This is a genomic window from Saccharopolyspora spinosa NRRL 18395 (assembly GCF_000194155.1).
Lineage (GTDB): Bacteria > Actinomycetota > Actinomycetes > Mycobacteriales > Pseudonocardiaceae > Saccharopolyspora > Saccharopolyspora spinosa.
Window position 1 is genome coordinate 446,634 of record NZ_GL877879.1, and the last position, 17,727, is coordinate 464,360.

Sequence of the window (17,727 nt, forward strand, 5' to 3'; positions counted from 1 at the left end):
GCCCGAGGGGCCGCCGAGCGGACCCATGCCGCAGGCCGGGCGCCGGGTCGGTCCGCCGCCCGCGCGGCCGGACGGCCCGCGGAGCGGTCCGATGCCGGTCAACGCCGGGCCATCGCCTGCCCCGCTGGCACCGCCGCGCCAGGAACCACTGCGCTCACCGGAACAGCAGCCCCCGGCGGACCGGCCGGTGCCACGACCGGCGCGGGCGCCGAGGCTCGCGCAACGCGCCGACGGCGGGTTCGGGCCGATGGGGTCGTCGGGTACCTGGGGTGCGTCGCCGTCGGGGCGGTCCGGTTACGGCCGGAACATGACCTGGTCGGCCGACGACTTCAAGGAGGAACGGCGGGAGGACGAAGACCTGCGCGTCGGCTCCGACTACAAGCCGGGGGAGAGCGGTAGCGGGGCGGTTCCGCAGTTCCTGATCGAGGCCGACGAACTCTTCGAAGAGGAAGACAGCGGCGGTCGGCTGGTGGCCCCGCCGGTGCTGGGCGAGGCCCCGTCGAGCTTCCGGGACTTCTGAGGACTGCTTCGAAGTGGCATGCGCAGCGGTGCGGGAACCTCGGGGGTCTTCGCCCGGTGCGACCCCGCGTCGGTGCAGGCCGCGAGTGGCTCCAGCCGTTCGCGGGACTGATCTTTGCGGGCCCGGCCGGTGCCCCGGTTGGCGCGCTGACCGGGGTGCCGGTCGGCGCACCCCGACTCGAAATGAGCTGTGATGGTAGAGACGATCACCCTGTCGATCAGCGCCGTCGACATGCTCGGTGAGCAGCTGAACCTCACCGTGCGCCAGTACCCGTTCGATCTCCCGCGAATGGGCGAGGCGGAGGACCGCAACCGGCTGGTCGCTCAGGTGTGGCAGGAGCTGGAGTCGACCGGCCTGGCTCGCAACGGCCGGCCGGAGCCCGAGGTCGAGGACGCGCTGTATCTGCTGTGCAGCTCCGAGGTGTCGATCGCGGCCGCCGGGCTGCTCGACGTGCGCGCCGGTCAGCGGCTCGCCGCGCGGGTCGTGGCGACGGGTGAGGTCGGCGTGGTCGGTGTGCTCGACGGCAGGGGGTTGCGGATGAGCTTCCTCGCCCCGGACACCCTGCCGAGGGTGTGCGCCGACCTGCTGCCCGACGCGCCGCCCGGCGGTGGCGGTGAGGTGCGCGCGGTGGCCGACCGCAGCCACGGCCGCCCGACCGATGCCGACATCGACGGGCTGGCCGAGCTGCGCGCGATCACGTCGGCGCAGAAGTACCGGCTCGGGCACTTCGTGGTCGGCGGCGCCCGCCGGGGCGGCCCGCGCGGCCGGATCCCGAACCTGATCTGGTTCGACAACGACCGGGGTCGCTACGTCCTGCAGGGCGAGCGCGCCGACGGCCAGGACGTCGTCACCTGCCGCCCGGCGGACAAGCCCCGCATCGCCAGCCAGCTAGCGGCCCTCCTCGACCGCGCCCGCCAGCACTGACCGCCTAAGACGGCAGTATGTTCCCCGCAATTTCAATTGAAATTGCGGAAGTTCTCCACAGCCGTCCGAAGTTCTCCACAGCCTTTCCGGGGGCACCAAGATCGCCAGGAGGAACGTCCCAGCATGTCCCGGTGCATCGCAAGGCCAGCATTGTCCGCACGCGCCTCGGGCTCTGAGCCCGCCGCAGGCGTGAGCCGCTCCGACGAGCAGGGGAAATTCCGGAACCGGGCGAGGTGCGCACCACGGGTGGGTGCGAGCGGGGCCCTGGTTAGGGCAGGCTGGGTTCCGTGACCCAGGACCGGCAGGTGGAGATCGCAACGGACCGCGACGACCGCGACTCGTTCATGCGGCTGCTCGGCGGCCGCGGCAGCGCGGTCGACGCGAGCCTGCCGCCGATCGCGTTCGGCCTCGGGTGGTTCCTCGGTGGCGAGTCGATCGCCATCGGCGGCGGCGCGGCCGTTGTGGTGGGCGCGCTGATCGCGGGCTGGCGACTGCACCGGGGCGCCCGACCGCTGGCGGTGCTGATCAGCCTGCTCGCGGTCCTGGTCGGTGCCCTGATCGCGCTGTACACCGGCGACGCCGCGGACTTCTTCCTGCCCCGGCTGGCGTCCAACGTCCTCAGCGCGCTCGTCTGGATGATCAGCATCGTGATCCGCTGGCCACTGCTCGGCGTGGTCGTCGGCGCGGCGCTCGGCCAGGCCCGGCGGTGGCGCCGCGATCCGGTGCTGTTGCGCGCCTACAGCCGGGCGAGCTGGGTCTGGGTCGGGCAGTACGTGGTGCGGCTGGTCGTGTTCATCCCGCTGTGGCTGCTGGGCGCCACCGGTGCGCTGACCATCGCGCAGGTCGTGCTGACCTGGCCGCTGGTGGCGGTCTGCGTGGCGGCGAGCTGGTGGGTGGTGCGGCGGTCGCTGCCGCCGGAGCACCCCGGGCTGCGGCATCCGCGGTCGTGACCGCGCGGCTCGAGGAGCAGAATGCGGTCATGTCTCTCGGCAGCGTGATCACCGCGATAGTCACCCCGTTCGACGACGAGATGCGCGTCGACGAATCCGCCTTCCTCGCCCTCTTCCGCCACCTGATCGACCACGGCTCCGACGGCATCGTGGTCTGCGGGACGACCGGCGAGGCGCCCACGCTCACCGACGAGGAACACCTGCGGCTCATCGAGCTGGCCTGCGCGGAACGCCCGGCGGGTGCCACGGTGATCGCCTCGACCGGGTCGAACAACACCGTGCACGCCTGCGAGATGACGGAGCGGGCGACCGAGCTCGGTGCCGACGCGGTGCTCTCGGTGACCCCTTACTACAACCGCCCGAACCGGCGCGGCCTGGTCCGGCACTTCACCGAGATCGCTCGGGCCACGGACAAGCCGGTAGTGCTCTACAACGTGCCGTCCCGGATCGGCCTGTCGCTGCCGCACGACCTGCTCGCCGAGCTCGCCCAGGTCGAGCACATCGACTACGTCAAGCAGGCGGACAACGCCGCGCTCGCCCAGATCGACGGCCTCGGCCTGTACGCGGGCAACGACGACGGCTTCGCGACGGCCCTCGACCTCGGGGGTCTCGGCGGCATCCTCGTGGCCAGCCACCTGGTGGGCCCGCAGATGCGGCGGATGGTCGACGAGCCGGAGCACCGCGCGGAGATCGACGCCGCGCTGAAGCCGCTGTACGCGGCGTTGTCGGTGACGACCAACCCGATCCCGGTCAAGGCGGCGCTGAACCTGATCGGCCACCGGGTCGGCGGCCTGCGCCTCCCGCTGGTCGACGCGGACGAGTCGGAACTGGCCGTCATCCGCAAGGGCTTGCAGGAAGTCGGGTTGTGATGGCCCCGCGGGTCTTCTGAGCCGGGGCCGCCCGAAGACCCGCGGTCCGGCTGATCAGCGCAGCGCGGCGGGGAGATCGAGAAAGCCGCTCCAGCGGATCAGCAGGATGCCGCCGGTTCTGGACGCCGCAGTACCGAACCGCCCCCCGGCAGGCGCTTTCCCCGGTCGTTGACGCTCAAGCGCGCAGAACGCCGGCCGTAGGGTGAACGTGCTCAGGTTCCTGCCCCACGCCGGGGATTACGTGCTCGTCGCTCAACTGTCGCCACCGTTGTCGCCACCGCCGCCGCACCGCTGGATCCGGCGTCCGCAGACGCTCCTGAAGTGCTGCGCTGGCCCGGGCGCGCGCTGCTGGTGCAGCGCGGTGACGCCGAGCTGGTCGCGCGCGGACCGGATGGCTGTGCACCTCTGGCAGCTGGCCGACGGGAACTGACGAGGCCGCAGCGCAACAGGTCATGCGGGAGACGGCGACCTGCGCGCAGCGCTCGCGGGAAGCCGCCTCCGGTGCTCAGCCGAGCAGACGTTCATGGAGGGATTCCGGGTCCGCGGTGAGATCCAGAGCCGCCAGCCAGGCCGCGCCGGCTTCACCGGGGCCTGCGGTGCGCTGGTCCTGGAAGCCGCGCTTCGACAGCGTGCCGCGCAGGGCCTCGCGGACCGGGTTACCGGGTGCCACCAGGCCGCCAGCCAGCACGATCGTCCTGGTTTCGCCGTGGGCGCGGGTGGCCGCAGCGGTGTCGGCCAGGACGCGGGCGGCGCGCAGGACGATGTCGGCCGCCGTTTCGTCCGCAGCCGCCGTGACCAGCGGTGCGAGCTCCGCCAAGCGGATCGGCGGGGCCGCGTTCACCGTGCTGATCAGCTGCTTCCGCTGCGCCGCCGGTGCATCCGGTGCGGTGGGCAGGAGTCGATCGCGCACGGCTGCCGTGAGCCCGTGCAGCGGTTCGTCGCGGTCCAGCGCTCGCAGCGCTGCTCGCACCGCTTCGCGGCCCAGCCAGAACGCCGACCCCTCGTCGCCGAGCAGCCAGCCGTGGCCGCCGATGGTCGCGACGATCCGGTGCTGCTCGATCCGGGCCGCGATGGCCCCCGTACCCGCGATCAGCACCGTTCCGCCGGGTTCCGGCGTGCCCGCCGCGAAGGCCACCTCGCAGTCGCTGATCGCTCGCCTGGGGCAGAGCAGGCCGAGCCGGGACCACGCGTGGTCGAACAGCGCGCTGAACTCCGGATCAACCATCTTGCTGACCCCGGCCATGCCGATCACGCAGTTGCGCACCGCCGCCGGATCGATCTCGGCGAGCGCGGACCGCGCGGCGTTGGCGATCTGCCGCACCGCTTGGTCGGCCGGGTGCGAGTTCGGGTTGCCGCCGGCCGCTTCGCCGCGGCCCAGCACCCGCCCCGACAGGTCGCTTACCAGGGCCCGGCTGTTGGTGCCGCCGATGTCCAAGCCCAGTACGAGGGCCGTTTCGTCGCCGTGCATGCGCTCTTTCTACCCGCCGCGACCGGGAATGGTGTGGGCACGACCAGACCGGTCACGACCGTTCCCGCAAAGCCCTGGCGTCTGGAGTGGCGAGCGGCTATACATCGAGGCGTTGCTTGATCAGTCGGGGAGCTGGAAATGGACGACCTTGCCGGGTCACGCCCCGGGCTGTCCTGTTTGGATGGTTCGGGTGCGGTAGCTGCCGGAAACGCGGGCCGTTGCGGGGGAGCTCGATGACCGTCGACACCCACCACCACCTGTGGGACCTCGACGTCCGGGACCAGCCGTGGATCGTCGGCGCCGAGATGGAGCCGCTGCGTCGCGACTTCCGGCCAGCCGACCTGCAGGCGGCGCTCAAGGGCTCCGCAGTGGACGCCATGATCCTGGTGCAGACCGCCGCCGACCCGAACGAGACGCCCGAGATGCTGGTGCTGGCCGACAGCGTGGACCGCATCGCGGCGGTGGTCGGCTGGGTCGACCTGACCGCCCGGGACGCCCGCGAGCAGATCGGTCGCCTGCAGGCCCACCCCTCCGGCGGCTGGCTGAAGGGCATCCAGCACCAGGTCGAGAACGAATCCGACCCGGACTGGCTGATCCGCCCGGACGTGCTCAACGGGCTGGCGGCGGTCGAGGACGCCGGGCTGGTGTACGAACTGCTGGTCCGCGTGCACCAGCTGCCGGCCGCGATCAAGGCGGTCGGCCAGTTCCCGCAGCTGACCTTCGTGCTCGACCACTGCGCGAAGCCGCCGGTGGCCACCGGCGAGCTGGAGCCGTGGGCGAGCCGGATCCGGGCGCTGGCCGCGTTCCCCAACGTGGTGTGCAAGCTGTCCGGTCTGGTCACCGAGGACGACTGGGCCCGGCAACCTGATCCAGTGAGGCTGGCGCCCTACGCGGACGTGGTGCTGGAGGCGTTCGGGCCGGGGCGGCTGATGTTCGGCTCCGATTGGCCGGTGTGCCTGCTGGCTGCCGATTACGGGCAGGTCGTGGACTTGGCCCGGCAGCTGACTGCGGGCCTCGGCGACCGGCAGCGGTCGGCGGTGTTCGACGCCACGGCCCGCGAGGTATACGACATTTAGGGACTTTCGACTCTGCCGAATGCCGCGCCCCCGGGGTTTGCGGCCTGCTCCGTTCGGCGTAGCCTGGCGATGCCCGTCTCACCCCGCCCCCTCGGTGAGGCGGGCTTTTACTCGCCCCGCAGCGAAAAGGCCCGCCGGCCCGCAGGCCCGCCGCCGCGCTGAGAGCCGTTGGGTTTGGCGCGAACGGACCGTTCGCGTCGATAGGCGGGGTGAATAGTCCGTTCGCTTCGACATTGCTGTGTGCTGGGTAGCGTGTCGGGCCGTTGGGTTTGGGGCGAACGGACCGTTCGCGTCGGGCCGGGGCGGCTGATGTTCGGCTCCGATTGGCCGGTGTGCCTGCTGGCTGCCGATTACGGGCAGGTCGTGGACTTGGCCCGGCAGCTGACTGCGGGCCTCGGCGACCGGCAGCGGTCGGCGGTGTTCGACGCCACGGCCCGCGAGGTATACGACATTTAGGGACTTTCGACTCTGCCGAATGCCGCGCCCCCGGGGTTTGCGGCCTGCTCCGTTCGGCGTAGCCTGGCGATGCCCGTCTCACCCCGCCCCCTCGGTGAGGCGGGCTTTTACTGTGAATAGTCCGTTCGCTTCGACATTGCTGTGTGCTGGGCAGCGTGTGTCGGGCCGTTGGGTTTGGCGCGAACGGACCGTTCGCGTCGATAGGTGGGGGTGAATAGTCCGTTCGCTTCGGAATCGTTGTGTGTTGGGTGGGGTGTGTTGGGTTGTGGGGTTTGGCGCGAACGGACCGTTCGCGTCGATAGGCGGGGTGAACAGTCCGTTCGCTTCGAGATCGCTGTGTGCTGGGTAGTGTGTGTCGGGCCGTTGGGTTTGGGGCGAACGGACTGTTGGTGTCGATAGGTGGGGTGAGCGGGGCGTTCGCTTCCTCCTCCCGCAACTGTCACCGGGTGCGGGTGACCTTCTTCAGGCCTCGCGGGTTGTCGGGGTCGGAGCCGCGGGCCAGCGCCAGCCCGAGGGCGAGCTGCTGGGCTGGCAGGACCTCCAGTACCGGTGCCAGCTCCTCGGCGCAGTCCGGCACCGGGATGCGGTGCGAGGCGCGCACGTCCGAGGCCGCCGAGCCGATGGCGCAGACGTCCGCGCCGCGTTCGTGGACCACGTCGAGCACCTCTCGCATCGCGTCGCCGCCCCGCCCCTTGCTGCACAACGCGAGCACCGCGGTGTCCTCGTCGACCGCCGCGACCGGGCCGTGCAGCAGGTCAGCGCCGCTGTAGGCGCGGGCCGATAGGTAGCTGGTCTCGGCAAGCTTCAGCGCCGCTTCGGAGGCGGTGGCCAGCGAGAAGCCGCGGCCGGTGGTGACCATCCGCTCCGCGAAGCGGTACCGGCGCACCGCGTCGTCCACCACCTTCTGGCTGGCGTCCAGGGCGGTCGCGGCCAGCTCGGGGATCGGCTCCGCGTGCCCGCCGGTCCCGCCTCGGACCGCGTCGACGAGCAGGTACAGGGCGAGCAACGTCGCGCTGTACGTCTTGGTCGCGGCCACGGCCTGCTCGCGGCCCGCCCGGATGTCCACCGACAGCTCTGCGGCGGAGTTCAGCGGCGAGTCCGCGGTGTTGGTGACCGCGACCGTCAGCGCGCCGCGTTTGCGGCCGGACTCGGTGACTTCAAGCAGGTCGGGGGATCCGCCGCTCTGGCTGACCGACACCAGCAGCACGTCGGTCAGGTTCGGTTGTGCCCCGTAGAGCGTGGTTGTCGACGGCGATGCCAGCCCGACGGGCAGTTCGAGCAGGACTTCGATCAGGTACTTCGCGTAGAGCGCGGCGTGGTCGCTGGAGCCGCGCGCGGCCAGCAGCGCGAAGCGCGGTCGGCGCTCCGCGATCATCTCGGCGACCTCGGCGATCGCCTCCCGGCCCGCCAGCAGGTCGGCGAAGATTGCGGGCTGCTGGGAGATCTCGTCGGTCATGTGCTGACCGGGGGTGGCAGTCATCAGGCCCATCCCTTCCGTTGAGGTCTAGACCAATCCTACTTGGGGTGGATCGTCAGGCGCGAGGCGCCGCTAGCCCTTCACTGCGCCCGCCGTGACGCCCGACACCATCTTGCGCTGTACAGCCAGGAAGAACACCAGGACCGGCAGCGTGAACAGGGTGGCCGAGGCCATCGTCGCGCCCCAGTCCGTGCCGAACGCGTTCTGGAAGGTCTTCAGGAACACCGGCAGCGTCTGGAGGTCCTCGGAGCGCATGAAGATCAGCGCGTACAGGAACTCGTTCCAGGCCGTGATGAACGCGAACACCGAGGTGGCCACCAGGCCCGGCCCCAGCAGCGGCAGGGTGACCCGCCGGAACGCCTCGGCCCGGCCGCAGCCGTCCACCATCGCGGCCTCCTCCAGGTCCATCGGGATTCCGTCGATGAACCCGCGCAGCGACCAGATGGTGAACGGGAGCGTCGTGATCCAGTAGACGAGGATCAGCGAGGGCAGCTTGTTCAGCAGCCCCAGATCCCGCATGAACAGGAACATCGGCACCATCAGCGCCTCGAACGGCACCATCTGCGCGATCAGCACGAGCATCAGGAAGCCCTTGCGCCCGCGGAACCGGAACCGGCTCATCGCCAACGCCGCCAACGTGCCCGCGACCAGCGAGCACGCCACCGCGGTGAGCGTGACCAGCAGGCTGTTGCCCAGGTAGCGGAGGAAGTCCGAGCCCAGCAGCGCGGTCGCGTAGTTCTGCAGCGTGACCGAGGCCGGCACCAGGTCGTAGGACGTCGACAACACCTCGCCGCGTGGCTTGAGCGAGCTGGCGAACATCCAGTATGTCGGGAACACGAACACCAGCGCGATGGCCACGGCCAGCACCGACAACCCGATCCGGCGGGCCCTCACAGCTCCACCTCCTGAGAGCGCAGCAGCAGCCGCAGGTACTGGGCGCAGACGACAACGAGCACGAGCACCATCAGCACGCTGACCGCGGCGGCCACGCCGAAGTGCTTGCCCGCGATGCCTTCGAGGTACTGCATGACCGGCAGCGTGGTGCTCCCGCCGTCCGGGCCGCCCTCGCGCATCGCCCACACCTGCGAGAACACCTTGAAGTCCCACAGGATCGACAGGAATGTCACGATCATCAGCACCGGCTTGAGGTGCGGCCAGGTGATCGAGGTGAACGTCTGCCAGCCGCCCGCGCCGTCGATCCCGGCCGATTCGTAGAGGTCCTTGGGCACCCCGAGCAGCGCGGCGTACAGCGTCATCGCCACGAACGGCACGGCCTGCCAGACGATCAGGATGCCCACCACGGTCAGCGTGCTGGTGCCGCTGGAGAACCAGGAGTTCCCGGCGAAGGTGTCGAAACCGAGCAGCACCAGCGTTTTGTTCAAGATCCCGTACTGCTGGTCGAAGATCCACTGGAATACCGTGGTCGCGGCCAGTTGGGGCATTGCCCAGGCCAGCAGCAGGCTGACCTGCAGCACCACCCTCGGGACCGCCGGCACGTGCTTCATCAGCAACGCCAGCAGCAGGGCGCCGGCCACCGTGGCCGCCACGATGCACGCGGTGAACACCACGGTCCGGGCCGTGACGGTCCAGAACTCGGGGTTGGCGAGGATCTGGGCGTAGTTGTCGAAGCCGATCCAGGTGAACTCGCCGCGGGTGAGCTCGCCGAGGTCGAGCTTGCGGAAGCTGGTCACGACGACGTTCACCGCGGGCCAGCCGAGCAGGATGATCAGGGCGAGCACCGCGGGGGCGAGCAGCAGGTACGGCATCGCTTCCCGGGCTCGCGGGCGGCGCCGGGCGCCGGGCACCACGGGCGAACCCGCAGTGCCCGGCGCCGGGCGGGTATGCGTGGCCGTCATGGTCAGTTCTTGCCCGCCAGCGCCTTGGTGATCTTGTCGTTCGCCTCCATCGTGGCGTCGACGACCGACTTCTGGCCGGTCAGCACCGCCGTCATCATGTCCTTCAACGGGTTCTGCCCGGACTCGATGGCCGCCCACTGCGGGACCGCCGGCGGCACCTTGCCGTCCCTCGACGCGTCGGCCATAGCCGCGCTGACCGGGCTCTTCTCCAGCGAGCTGGTGTCCTGCGAGGCGCCCGGCACGACACCACTGTCCGCGATTTCGGTCTGGTACTTCTGGCTGGTCAACAGCTTCAGCCAGTCCTTGGCGGCCGCGGCGTCGGCGCTGCCCGCCGGGATCGCCAGGGTGGAGCCGCCGAGGAACACCGGGGCGGTCTTGCCGGGGTGCTTCGACGGGATCGGGAAGGCGCCGGAGAGCTCGGCGATCTGCGGGTTCGTCTTCGCCGCCGTCTGCACCTCCCAGGGCAGCGCGATCATCATCGCGACCTTGCCCTTGGCGTACACCTCGGCCTGCTGCGGCTCGGCCTCGTCGGTGTCGGCCGGGGCGGACGTCGCCGAGGTCTTGACCAGCTGTTGGTAAAACTCGACGCCCTCGCGGGCTTCGGCGGTGTCCAGGGCGCCCTTGTAGTTGGCGCCGTCGCGGACGGCGAGGTCGCCGCCGGAGTCCCAGATGAACGACAGCAACGCGTACCAGGACTGGCCTGGCAGGTAGAGCGACTGGAAGTCGGGGTCCGCGCCGTGCTTCTGTTCGAGCTTGGTGATCGTGGCGAGCAACTCGTCGCGGTTGGTGGGCGGCTGGGTGATGCCGGCCTGCTGGAACAGCTCCTTGTTGTAGACGAAGACGCGGTTGGCGGCGTAGAACGGCACGGCGTACTGCTTGCCCTCCCACGCGCCGGACTCGGCCAGCGCCGGCACCCACTGCGACTTGTGCATGCCCTCGGCGTCGGCCGTGAGGTCCAGCAGTGTGCCCTCGGAGGAGAACTGCGCGGTCTGGCTGTTCCCGAGCTCGATCACGTCCGGCGGGTCGTTGCTGGTCAGCGCGGTGGTCAGGCGGTCCTGGATGCCGTTCCACTGCTGGATCTGGTAGTCGACCTTCATGCCAGGGTGGGTCTGCTCGAACTCCTTCTTGAGCTCGTCGATCAGCACGTCGGGCGCCGAGCCGTCCATCAACCAGACGGTCAGCTTGTTGTCGCTCTCGCTAGCACCGCCGCCGCAGCCGGCGAGTGCCAACGACAGCGCGGCTGCCGCTGCGAGCGCTCTCCAGGTCTTCAACGTTCGCCCCTTCCTCCGCGCCAGCGCGGAGCCGCGGGTGCCGGGCACCCGCCCACTTTGGTGTAGACCAATGTGATGAAGATTGTGGTCCAGGGCACTCAATGTCAAGACTTTTCGGCGCTACTGTTCATGCACGCATCAGGCTGGCTTGAGCTTTGGGCGCTCGTGCATCGCGACGGCAACCCTGCAGTCCGCGACGCTCGCGCGGCCGACTTTCGGGCATGCTGAGGTATTAGGACTCGGCAAGCCGGCGACTCGACGCCTCGGGGAGCGCAACGACGGCGGCAAGGTTGCGGTAGGAGGAACGATGCTCGAAACGTCCGTGTCCGGTGGCACAGACTCGCCCGGACGCGCACAACGCGAACCGAAATACTGGGGGCTCAAGCAACACCTGCTGGACATGCTCCGATCCCTGCCGCCCGGTGCGCCGATTCCTACCGAGCGCTCGCTGGCCGCCGAGTTCGACGTCTCGCGCACGACGGTGCGCCAGGCGCTCGCCGAGCTGACCGTGGAAGGGCGGCTGCTGCGGGTGCAGGGCAAGGGCACCTTCGCGGCCAAACCGAAGGTCGCTCAGCGGCTGCAGCTGAGCAGCTACACCGAGGACATGCGCGCCCAGGGGCGCCAGCCCACCTCGCGCCTGCTGGAGGTCGTCGAGGAACCGGCCGCGGAGGAGCTGGCCGCGCTGCTCGGGACCAAGCCGAGCTCGACCGTGCTGCGGCTGCGCCGGCTGCGGTTGGCCGACGGCGAGCCGATGGCCATCGAGACCACCCACCTGCCGCTGGCCCGGTTCCGCGGGCTGACCGGCCGGCTGGAATCCGGCGGCTCCCTCTACCAGGTGCTGCGCGAGAACTTCGACGTCGAGCTCGGGCACGCCGAGGAGACGATAGAGACCGCACTCGCCAGCCCGGAGGAGGCCGAGCTGCTTGGCTCCGACGTCGGCCTGCCGATGCTGCTGCTGTCCCGGCACTCGTTCGACACCGAGGGGCACCCGGTGGAATGGGTGCGGTCGATCTACCGCGGCGACCGCTACAAGTTCGTCGCGAGGCTCAACCCACCCAGCTGAGTTGGTGCCGGTTTTGCGCTAAAACTGTGTTTTGTCCGCTTGAAGGGTGTCCCGGTCGGGGTGCCCTTCGTCGTGGCGGGTCGCGGCGTTACGCGTAAGTGGGAGTCCTCACGGTTCGGCAACGTTATGGAGAAACCGCTTGTACTCCCGCGTTAGAACGTTCTGGAGAGAGTGCATCAAGAGCGTGGGAGCAATGGTCAGGCAGAAAGATGAGTCCGGCGAGCAGGAATCGGCCGAGGGGGAGAAGCCCAAGAGGAAGATCGACTTGGCACCGACCCAGGTCGCGGGAGCGGCGCTGGCCTCGGTGACCGCCGCCTTCCTGGGATCCCGGCTCGGGGTGGCGGGCACGATGCTCGGCGCCGCGCTGACGAGCGTGGTCATCACCGTGGGCGGGGCGTTCTACCAGCGGTCATTCGACAGCGCGAAGGAGAAGGCGGTGACCGCCGCCGCGAAGGCCTCGGAGAAGCGGCTCAAGCGGACCACCGTCGCGCGCTTCGTGTCTAAGGAGGGCGAGAAGGTCGAGGCGACGCGGCACGTCTACCTGACGCCCGATATGCACTGGCCGGGCGGGGAAACGGTGGTGGACGAGGACCGCACGGCGAAGATCGACGTCGACGCCGCGACCCGCATGCTGAGCTGGTCCGGAACGGAGCCGGCGACCGAGGTCGTCGAGACGGGGCCGAGCCCCGATCGGCGCAGGCTCCGGACCCGGTGGGTCGTGGTGGCCGCTAGCTGCGCGGCGGCTTTCGTGCTGAGCATGCTGATCGTCACCGGCGTCGAAGGTGTGACCGGCAAACCGCTCTCCGGCGGCGACGGCGGAACGACGCTCGGCCAGGTGCTGCACCGCGATCCGCAGCCAACGCCCAGCACCCCGGCCAAGCCGGCCAAGCCGCAGGAGACCCCGAGCGAGCAGCCACAGCCGTCGACGGAGGTGAAACCCACCCAACAGCCGGCGGAGCACCCCTCCGCGGAGGCCCCGGCACCCACCCAGCAGCCGACGCAGGCTCCGACCTCGACCGAGCAGCCGAGCCAGGCGCCGGCATCGGGCGTCGTCGACCCGCGCGACCCCGCCGCTAGGACGGGGGAGCTGCAGCAGTCCACTTCTGGGCGATAAAAACCCCAGGTCAGGCGCCCCTTGTGCAACTCGATCGAGTTGCACAAGGGGCGTTTTGGGCGATATGGGGCAAAAGGGAGATGTGGGACTGGTGAACCCCTCTGATACTGGATCGGCGACTGGGGCTCTGAGATCCAGCTCACGAAGAGGGAGACATCGGATGAAGCGCAGACTCGCGGCCCGGGTGGCCGGGACCGTGATGTTGGCGGCGGGGACGGTGGCCGCGCTGACCATGCCAGCCACCGCCACCGCCACCGCCACCGCCACCGAAACCGCGCCGCCCGCGAGCGAACCGGCGACCCTGCTCGACGCGATGCAGCGCGACCTGGGCCTCAACCGGGACCAGGCCCTCCAGCGGCTCGACCAGGAAGCCGACGCCAACCGTGCGGAGCAGCAGCTCCGCACCTCGCTGGGCGGCACCTTCGGCGGGGCCTACTTCGACCCGGCGAGCGGCAAGCTCGTCGTCGGCGTCACCGACTCGGCGGCCTTCGATGCGGTGCGGGCGGCCGGTGCCGAGCCCACGCTGGTCGACTACTCCATCGAGGAGCTCAACGGGGTCGTCGAGGGCCTGAACCTCCGCAGCGCCGCAGCCCCCAAGCCGGTTTCCGGCTGGTACGCCGACAGCCGCGCGAACTCCGTCGTCATCACCACCAGGCCGGGCAGCGTCGTTCAGGCGGCGCAGTTCGTGCGGTCCACCGGCGTTCTCGTGGACGCGGTGCGGGTCGTGGAGTCGACGGAGGACCCGCGCACCTTGGCCGACGTCATCGGTGGCAACGCCTACTACATCGGCAGCGCCCGCTGCTCGGTCGGGTTCTCGGTGCAGGGCGGCTTCGTGACCGCCGGGCATTGCGGCAACGAGGGCGAAACCACGTCGCAGCCCACCGGCCAGTTCGAGGGCTCGTCGTTCCCGGACAACGACTACGGCTGGGTCCGGGTCGGCGCTGGCGAGACCCCGCAGCCGCTGGTGAACCAGTACAACGGCAGCAACGTCAGCGTGGCCGGCTCCACCGAGTCCGCCGTGGGCGCGTCCATCTGCCGCTCCGGTTCCACCACGGGCTGGCACTGCGGTTCGGTGCAGGCCAAGAACCAGACCGTGCGGTACCCGCAGGGTACCGTGACCGGCCTGACCCGCACCGACGTCTGTGCCGAGCCCGGTGACTCCGGTGGTTCGTGGCTGTCCGGCGACCAGGCCCAGGGCGTGACCTCCGGCGGTTCGGGCAACTGCTCCTCCGGCGGCACGACCTACTTCCAGCCGGTGAACGAGATCCTCCAGGCCTACGGCCTGAGCTTGCTCACCCAGTAACTCCCCCGACCGGCCCCCGGCGAGCAGCCGGGGGCCGCGTCATGTCCTTGGTGTCACGTTTCAATTGAAACCGTGGTTCGACGACGTGGGTGACGGGTGGTCGTCGGGTGCGGACCGGGTGATCGGCGGATGTCAGCCGAGGCGGTCGCGGAGTTCGCGGGCCGCCGCCCGGGGGTCCTCGGCCTCGGTGATCGCGCGGACCACGACGATCCGCTCCGCCCCGGCCTTGCGGGCCTCGTCGAGGTTTTCCGGGCCGATGCCGCCGATCGCGAACCACGGCCGACCGTGCCCGCGGTGCTCCGCGGCGTGCTCCACCAGGCCGAGCCCGGCCGCCTGACGCCCCGGCTTGGTCGGGGTCGTCCACACCGGACCGGTGCAGAAGTAGTCCACGCCGGGTTCGGTGGCCGCGGCATCGGCCTGCACCACGTCGTGCGTGGACCGGCCGATCGCGACGTGCTCGCCGACGATGCGCCGGGCGATCTCCACCGGCAGGTCGTCCTGCCCGAGGTGCAGGACGTCGGCCTCGGCGGCCATCGCCACGTCCGCGCGGTCGTTCACGGCAAGCAGCGCGCCGTGCCGCACGCAGGCGGCGGCCAGCACCTCCAGCGCCGCCAGCTCGTGGCGGGCCTCCAGCGGAGCGCCGTTCGGATGCTTGTCCCGCAGCTGGATGATGTCGACCCCGCCGGCCAAGGCGGCGTCCGCGAACTCCGCGAGATCACCGCGCTCGGTGCGCGCGTCGGTGCACAGGTACAGCCGCGACTCGGCGAGGCGGGCGCGGATGCCGAAGCCGTCCAATCCAGGCATGTTCCACAGGGTAGCCCCCTGCGGCGCGGTCGCCGGACGCGCTTTCGGCGCTCACGCCCCGGGCATCGTGAAAATTGCTCGACGTCGCTCCTGACGTCGCAATCCTCGCCCGGTACGGTGGTTCTCGGTGAGCACGGGAGTCCGGGTACCGGGCTGAGAGGGGGCGTTGGCCCCGACCGTCGAACCTGATCCGGGTCATGCCGGCGCAGGGAGCGTGGAGTGTCTGAAGAACGGAAGAAACACGTCGTCGTTGTCGGAGGCGGCGTGATCGGCATGTCCGTGGCCTGGCGCGCAGCCGCCGTGGGACACCGGGTGCAGCTCGTCGACGCCGAACCGGCGTCCGGGGCTTCCAACGTGGCTGGCGGGATGCTGGCGCCGATCGCCGAGGCGTGGCCCGGCGAAGAGGAACTGCTGGAACTGGGCGAGGCGTCGCTGCGGCTGTGGCCGGCGTTCGCCGACGAACTCGGTCGAGCCTCCGGCCTGCCTTCGGGATTGCGCCGCGAGGGAACCCTGGTCGTCGGCGTGGACAGCGCTGACCGGGCCGAGCTGGACAGCCTCGTCGACTACCTCGCCCGGCTCGGCCGCACCGTCACGCGCCTGACCAGCCGGGAGGTGCGACGCCTGGAGCCGTCCCTGGGACCGGCGGTGCGCGGTGGGCTTGAGGTGCCGGGTGACCTCGCGGTCGACAACCGCCTCGCGCTGGCTGCGCTGCGCGCGGCCGCCGCTGCGGCGGGAGTAGATTTCGTCGCGGCGAACGCGAAGCGGGTCCGGCCCGGTGCGGTGGAGCTCGAAGATTCCACTGTGGACTGCGATGTCGTGGTGATCGCGGCGGGCGTCCACTCGGGCGCGCTGCACCCCGTGCTGAAGGACCGGATCCGGCCGGTGAAGGGCGAAATCCTCCGTCTGCGCGCGCGGACCACGGCGCTGCCGCCGCCCAGCCGCACGATCCGCGGTCCGGTGCGCGGCCGACAGACCTACCTGGTGCCGCGCGACGACGGCGGGCTGGTGCTCGGTGCCACCCAGTACGAGGTCGGGTTCGACACCGAGGTCACCGTGGGCGGGGTGCGAGACCTGATCGCCGACGCCGAGCGGCTGCTGCCTGGCATCGCCGAGTACAAGCTCGTCGAGGCCGCGGCCGGGTTGCGCCCGAGCACCGATGACAACCTGCCGGTGCTCGGCTGGCTGGAACCCGGTGTGCTGGCGGCCACCGGGCACCACCGCGGCGGCTTCCTGCTCGCCCCGGTCACCGGCGAGGCGGTGCTCGCGCTGCTGCACGGCGAGGAGCCCGCCACCGAGATCAAGGCCGCCGATCCGAGCCGATGGGGAGGACAGTAGTGCACGTCATGATCAACGGGGAGACCCGGCAGGTAGCCGCCGACGCAACGCTCGCGGCGGTGCTGCAGGAATTCGGGGTGCCCGACCGGGGCGTGGCCGTGGCGCTGGATGGGACGGTCGTGCCGCGTGCCGTGTGGCCGGACACCACGCTGAGCCTCGATGCGACCATCGAGGTCCTCACCGCAGTGCAAGGAGGGTGACGTGGCTCCGCCCCACCCGGAGGAGGGGCTTCCAACCCGAAAGGTTGCGGTCCAGCCCGAACAAACCCTTTGCGGGGCAGCGGAAGCGCATCGAACCGGGGCATCGGTACCCGCGCCACCCGGACCCGTCGTTAGGAGAGTTATGGACGACCCGTTGGTGATCGCCGGCCGCGAGTTCGGTTCGCGACTGATCACCGGGACCGGAGGGGCGACGAACCTCGCGGTCCTGGAGCGCGCGCTGATCGCGTCCGGAACCGAGCTGACGACCGTGGCGATGCGCCGCGCAGACGCCGGTGGCGGCACCGGGGTGCTCGACCTGCTGCGCAAGCTCGGCATCGAAGCACTGCCGAACACGGCGGGCTGCCGGACGGCGGCTGAGGCCGTGCTGACCGCGCAGCTGGCGCGGGAGGCGCTGGAGACGAACTGGGTCAAACTGGAGGTCGTCGCCGACGAGGACACCCTGCTGCCCGACCCGGTGGAGCTGCTCGACGCCGCGGAACAGCTGGTCGACCAGGGCTTCGTGGTGCTCGCCTACACCAACGACGACCCGGTGCTTGCGCTGAAGCTGGAGGAGGTCGGCTGCGCGGCGGTGATGCCGCTCGGTTCGCCGATCGGCACTGGCCTGGGCATCCGGAACCCGCACAACATCGAGATGATCGTCTCCCGCGCGTCGGTGCCGATCGTGCTGGACGCGGGCATCGGCACGGCCTCGGACGCGGCGCTGGCGATGGAGCTCGGCTGCTCCGCGGTCCTCCTGGCCACGGCGGTTACCCGCGCCCAGGATCCGGAGCGCATGGCGGCGGCGATGCGAGCGGCAGTCGAGGGAGGCCGCCTGGCGTCCCTGGCGGGCCGAATCCCCAAGCGCTTCTGGGCCCAGGCCTCCAGTCCCGGCCGTCCCCTGGAGTGAGCGGAGGGCGCTGACCGGCAGGGACCGGCTCACCGGTTCCGGCCGGAGGCTGGGCGGTCCCGGCCGAGCCGTCAGCCGGCCAGCGTCCAGCACACCCGCAGAGCAGGAAGAACGGTGGCCACAGCAGCAGGTCC

General features: G+C 70.6%; 16 protein-coding genes, 2 pseudogenes and 1 riboswitch. Of the genes and pseudogenes, 12 read left to right on the forward strand and 6 right to left on the reverse strand.

Translation table 11 applies throughout. The features are described 5' to 3' along the window. From SSPN_RS0121190 to dapA, 4 genes and pseudogenes are all read left to right on the forward strand, one after another. A pseudogene (locus SSPN_RS0121190) lies at positions 1-520 on the forward strand (hypothetical protein); the annotation flags it as partial. Between the two features lie 192 nt (positions 521-712). Continuing rightward, positions 713-1,444, forward strand: a complete 732-nt coding sequence (locus SSPN_RS0121195) for an ESX secretion-associated protein EspG (protein ID WP_010308374.1) — start codon at positions 713-715, stop codon at positions 1,442-1,444. A gap of 344 nt (positions 1,445-1,788) precedes the next feature. After that, the gene (locus SSPN_RS0121200) at positions 1,789-2,394 is read left to right on the forward strand and encodes a DUF3159 domain-containing protein (protein ID WP_044575253.1); all 606 of its coding nucleotides are present in this window, start codon (positions 1,789-1,791) and stop codon (positions 2,392-2,394) included. Continuing rightward, positions 2,391-3,263, forward strand: coding sequence for a 4-hydroxy-tetrahydrodipicolinate synthase (gene dapA, locus SSPN_RS0121205; RefSeq protein ID WP_237710677.1), 873 nt, complete (start codon positions 2,391-2,393; stop codon positions 3,261-3,263). Before SSPN_RS0121200 ends, dapA begins: the two co-directional genes overlap by 4 nt. A 505-nt stretch (positions 3,264-3,768) precedes the next feature. On the opposite strand, the gene SSPN_RS0121215 is transcribed toward dapA, so the two are convergent. Next, complete coding sequence (locus tag SSPN_RS0121215) at positions 3,769-4,731, reverse strand: N-acetylglucosamine kinase (RefSeq protein ID WP_010308386.1); 963 nt, start codon at positions 4,729-4,731, stop codon at positions 3,769-3,771. A 233-nt stretch (positions 4,732-4,964) separates the two neighbouring features. Between SSPN_RS0121215 and SSPN_RS0121220 the strand changes: the two genes are divergently transcribed. Beyond that, positions 4,965-5,807, forward strand: coding sequence for an amidohydrolase family protein (locus SSPN_RS0121220; RefSeq protein ID WP_010308390.1), 843 nt, complete (start codon positions 4,965-4,967; stop codon positions 5,805-5,807). A 252-nt stretch (positions 5,808-6,059) separates the two neighbouring features. Continuing rightward, positions 6,060-6,263: an amidohydrolase family protein gene (locus SSPN_RS51480; protein WP_337466348.1), complete on the forward strand. Its 204-nt coding sequence runs from the start codon at positions 6,060-6,062 to the stop codon at positions 6,261-6,263. Positions 6,264-6,702: 439 nt separating this feature from the next. Here SSPN_RS51480 and SSPN_RS0121230 read toward each other — a convergent pair whose 3' ends face one another. From SSPN_RS0121230 to SSPN_RS0121245, 4 genes are read right to left on the reverse strand one after another with little or no spacing between them, the layout of a single operon-like run. Next, positions 6,703-7,752, reverse strand: a complete 1,050-nt coding sequence (locus tag SSPN_RS0121230; protein WP_010308397.1) for an SIS domain-containing protein — start codon at positions 7,750-7,752, stop codon at positions 6,703-6,705. Between the two features lie 60 nt (positions 7,753-7,812). Then, entirely contained in the window at positions 7,813-8,634 is an 822-nt protein-coding gene (locus SSPN_RS0121235) for a carbohydrate ABC transporter permease (RefSeq protein WP_010308401.1), read from the reverse strand. Beyond that, positions 8,631-9,596 carry a carbohydrate ABC transporter permease gene (locus tag SSPN_RS0121240; RefSeq protein ID WP_101376379.1) on the reverse strand — a complete coding sequence of 322 codons (966 nt, stop codon included), beginning with the start codon at positions 9,594-9,596 and terminating at the stop codon, positions 8,631-8,633. Before SSPN_RS0121240 ends, SSPN_RS0121235 begins: the two co-directional genes overlap by 4 nt. A 2-nt stretch (positions 9,597-9,598) precedes the next feature. After that, a complete protein-coding gene (locus tag SSPN_RS0121245; RefSeq protein WP_010308407.1) occupies positions 9,599-10,867 on the reverse strand; it encodes an extracellular solute-binding protein in 1,269 nt (422 codons plus the stop codon). A 307-nt stretch (positions 10,868-11,174) separates the two neighbouring features. Between SSPN_RS0121245 and SSPN_RS0121250 the strand changes: the two genes are divergently transcribed. The 3 genes from SSPN_RS0121250 (at position 11,175) to SSPN_RS0121260 (ending at position 14,347) form a co-directional block, all read left to right on the forward strand. Beyond that, positions 11,175-11,930 carry a GntR family transcriptional regulator gene (locus tag SSPN_RS0121250; RefSeq protein WP_010308410.1) on the forward strand — a complete coding sequence of 252 codons (756 nt, stop codon included), beginning with the start codon at positions 11,175-11,177 and terminating at the stop codon, positions 11,928-11,930. Positions 11,931-12,123: 193 nt separating this feature from the next. Further along, positions 12,124-13,044 carry a hypothetical protein gene (locus tag SSPN_RS0121255; protein ID WP_010308414.1) on the forward strand — a complete coding sequence of 307 codons (921 nt, stop codon included), beginning with the start codon at positions 12,124-12,126 and terminating at the stop codon, positions 13,042-13,044. 160 nt (positions 13,045-13,204) lie between these two features. Further along, the gene (locus SSPN_RS0121260) at positions 13,205-14,347 is read left to right on the forward strand and encodes a S1 family peptidase (protein ID WP_010308419.1); all 1,143 of its coding nucleotides are present in this window, start codon (positions 13,205-13,207) and stop codon (positions 14,345-14,347) included. Positions 14,348-14,479: 132 nt separating this feature from the next. On the opposite strand, the gene thiE is transcribed toward SSPN_RS0121260, so the two are convergent. Next, a complete protein-coding gene (gene thiE, locus SSPN_RS0121265) occupies positions 14,480-15,151 on the reverse strand; it encodes a thiamine phosphate synthase (protein ID WP_029535577.1) in 672 nt (223 codons plus the stop codon). Positions 15,152-15,274: 123 nt separating this feature from the next. Then, positions 15,275-15,380: riboswitch (TPP riboswitch) on the forward strand. On the opposite strand from thiE, the pseudogene thiO reads away from it, so the two are divergent. The 3 genes and pseudogenes from thiO to thiG form a co-directional block, all read left to right on the forward strand. Continuing rightward, a pseudogene (gene thiO / locus SSPN_RS0121270) lies at positions 15,368-16,486 on the forward strand (glycine oxidase ThiO); the annotation flags it as partial. It overlaps the preceding riboswitch by 13 nt. Then, the gene (gene thiS, locus SSPN_RS0121275) at positions 16,486-16,686 is read left to right on the forward strand and encodes a sulfur carrier protein ThiS (protein ID WP_010308428.1); all 201 of its coding nucleotides are present in this window, start codon (positions 16,486-16,488) and stop codon (positions 16,684-16,686) included. The pseudogene thiO and the gene thiS, both read left to right, overlap by 1 nt. 142 nt (positions 16,687-16,828) lie before the next feature. Continuing rightward, positions 16,829-17,593, forward strand: coding sequence for a thiazole synthase (gene thiG, locus SSPN_RS0121280; RefSeq protein ID WP_010308431.1), 765 nt, complete (start codon positions 16,829-16,831; stop codon positions 17,591-17,593). The last annotated feature ends 134 nt before the right edge of the window (positions 17,594-17,727 follow it).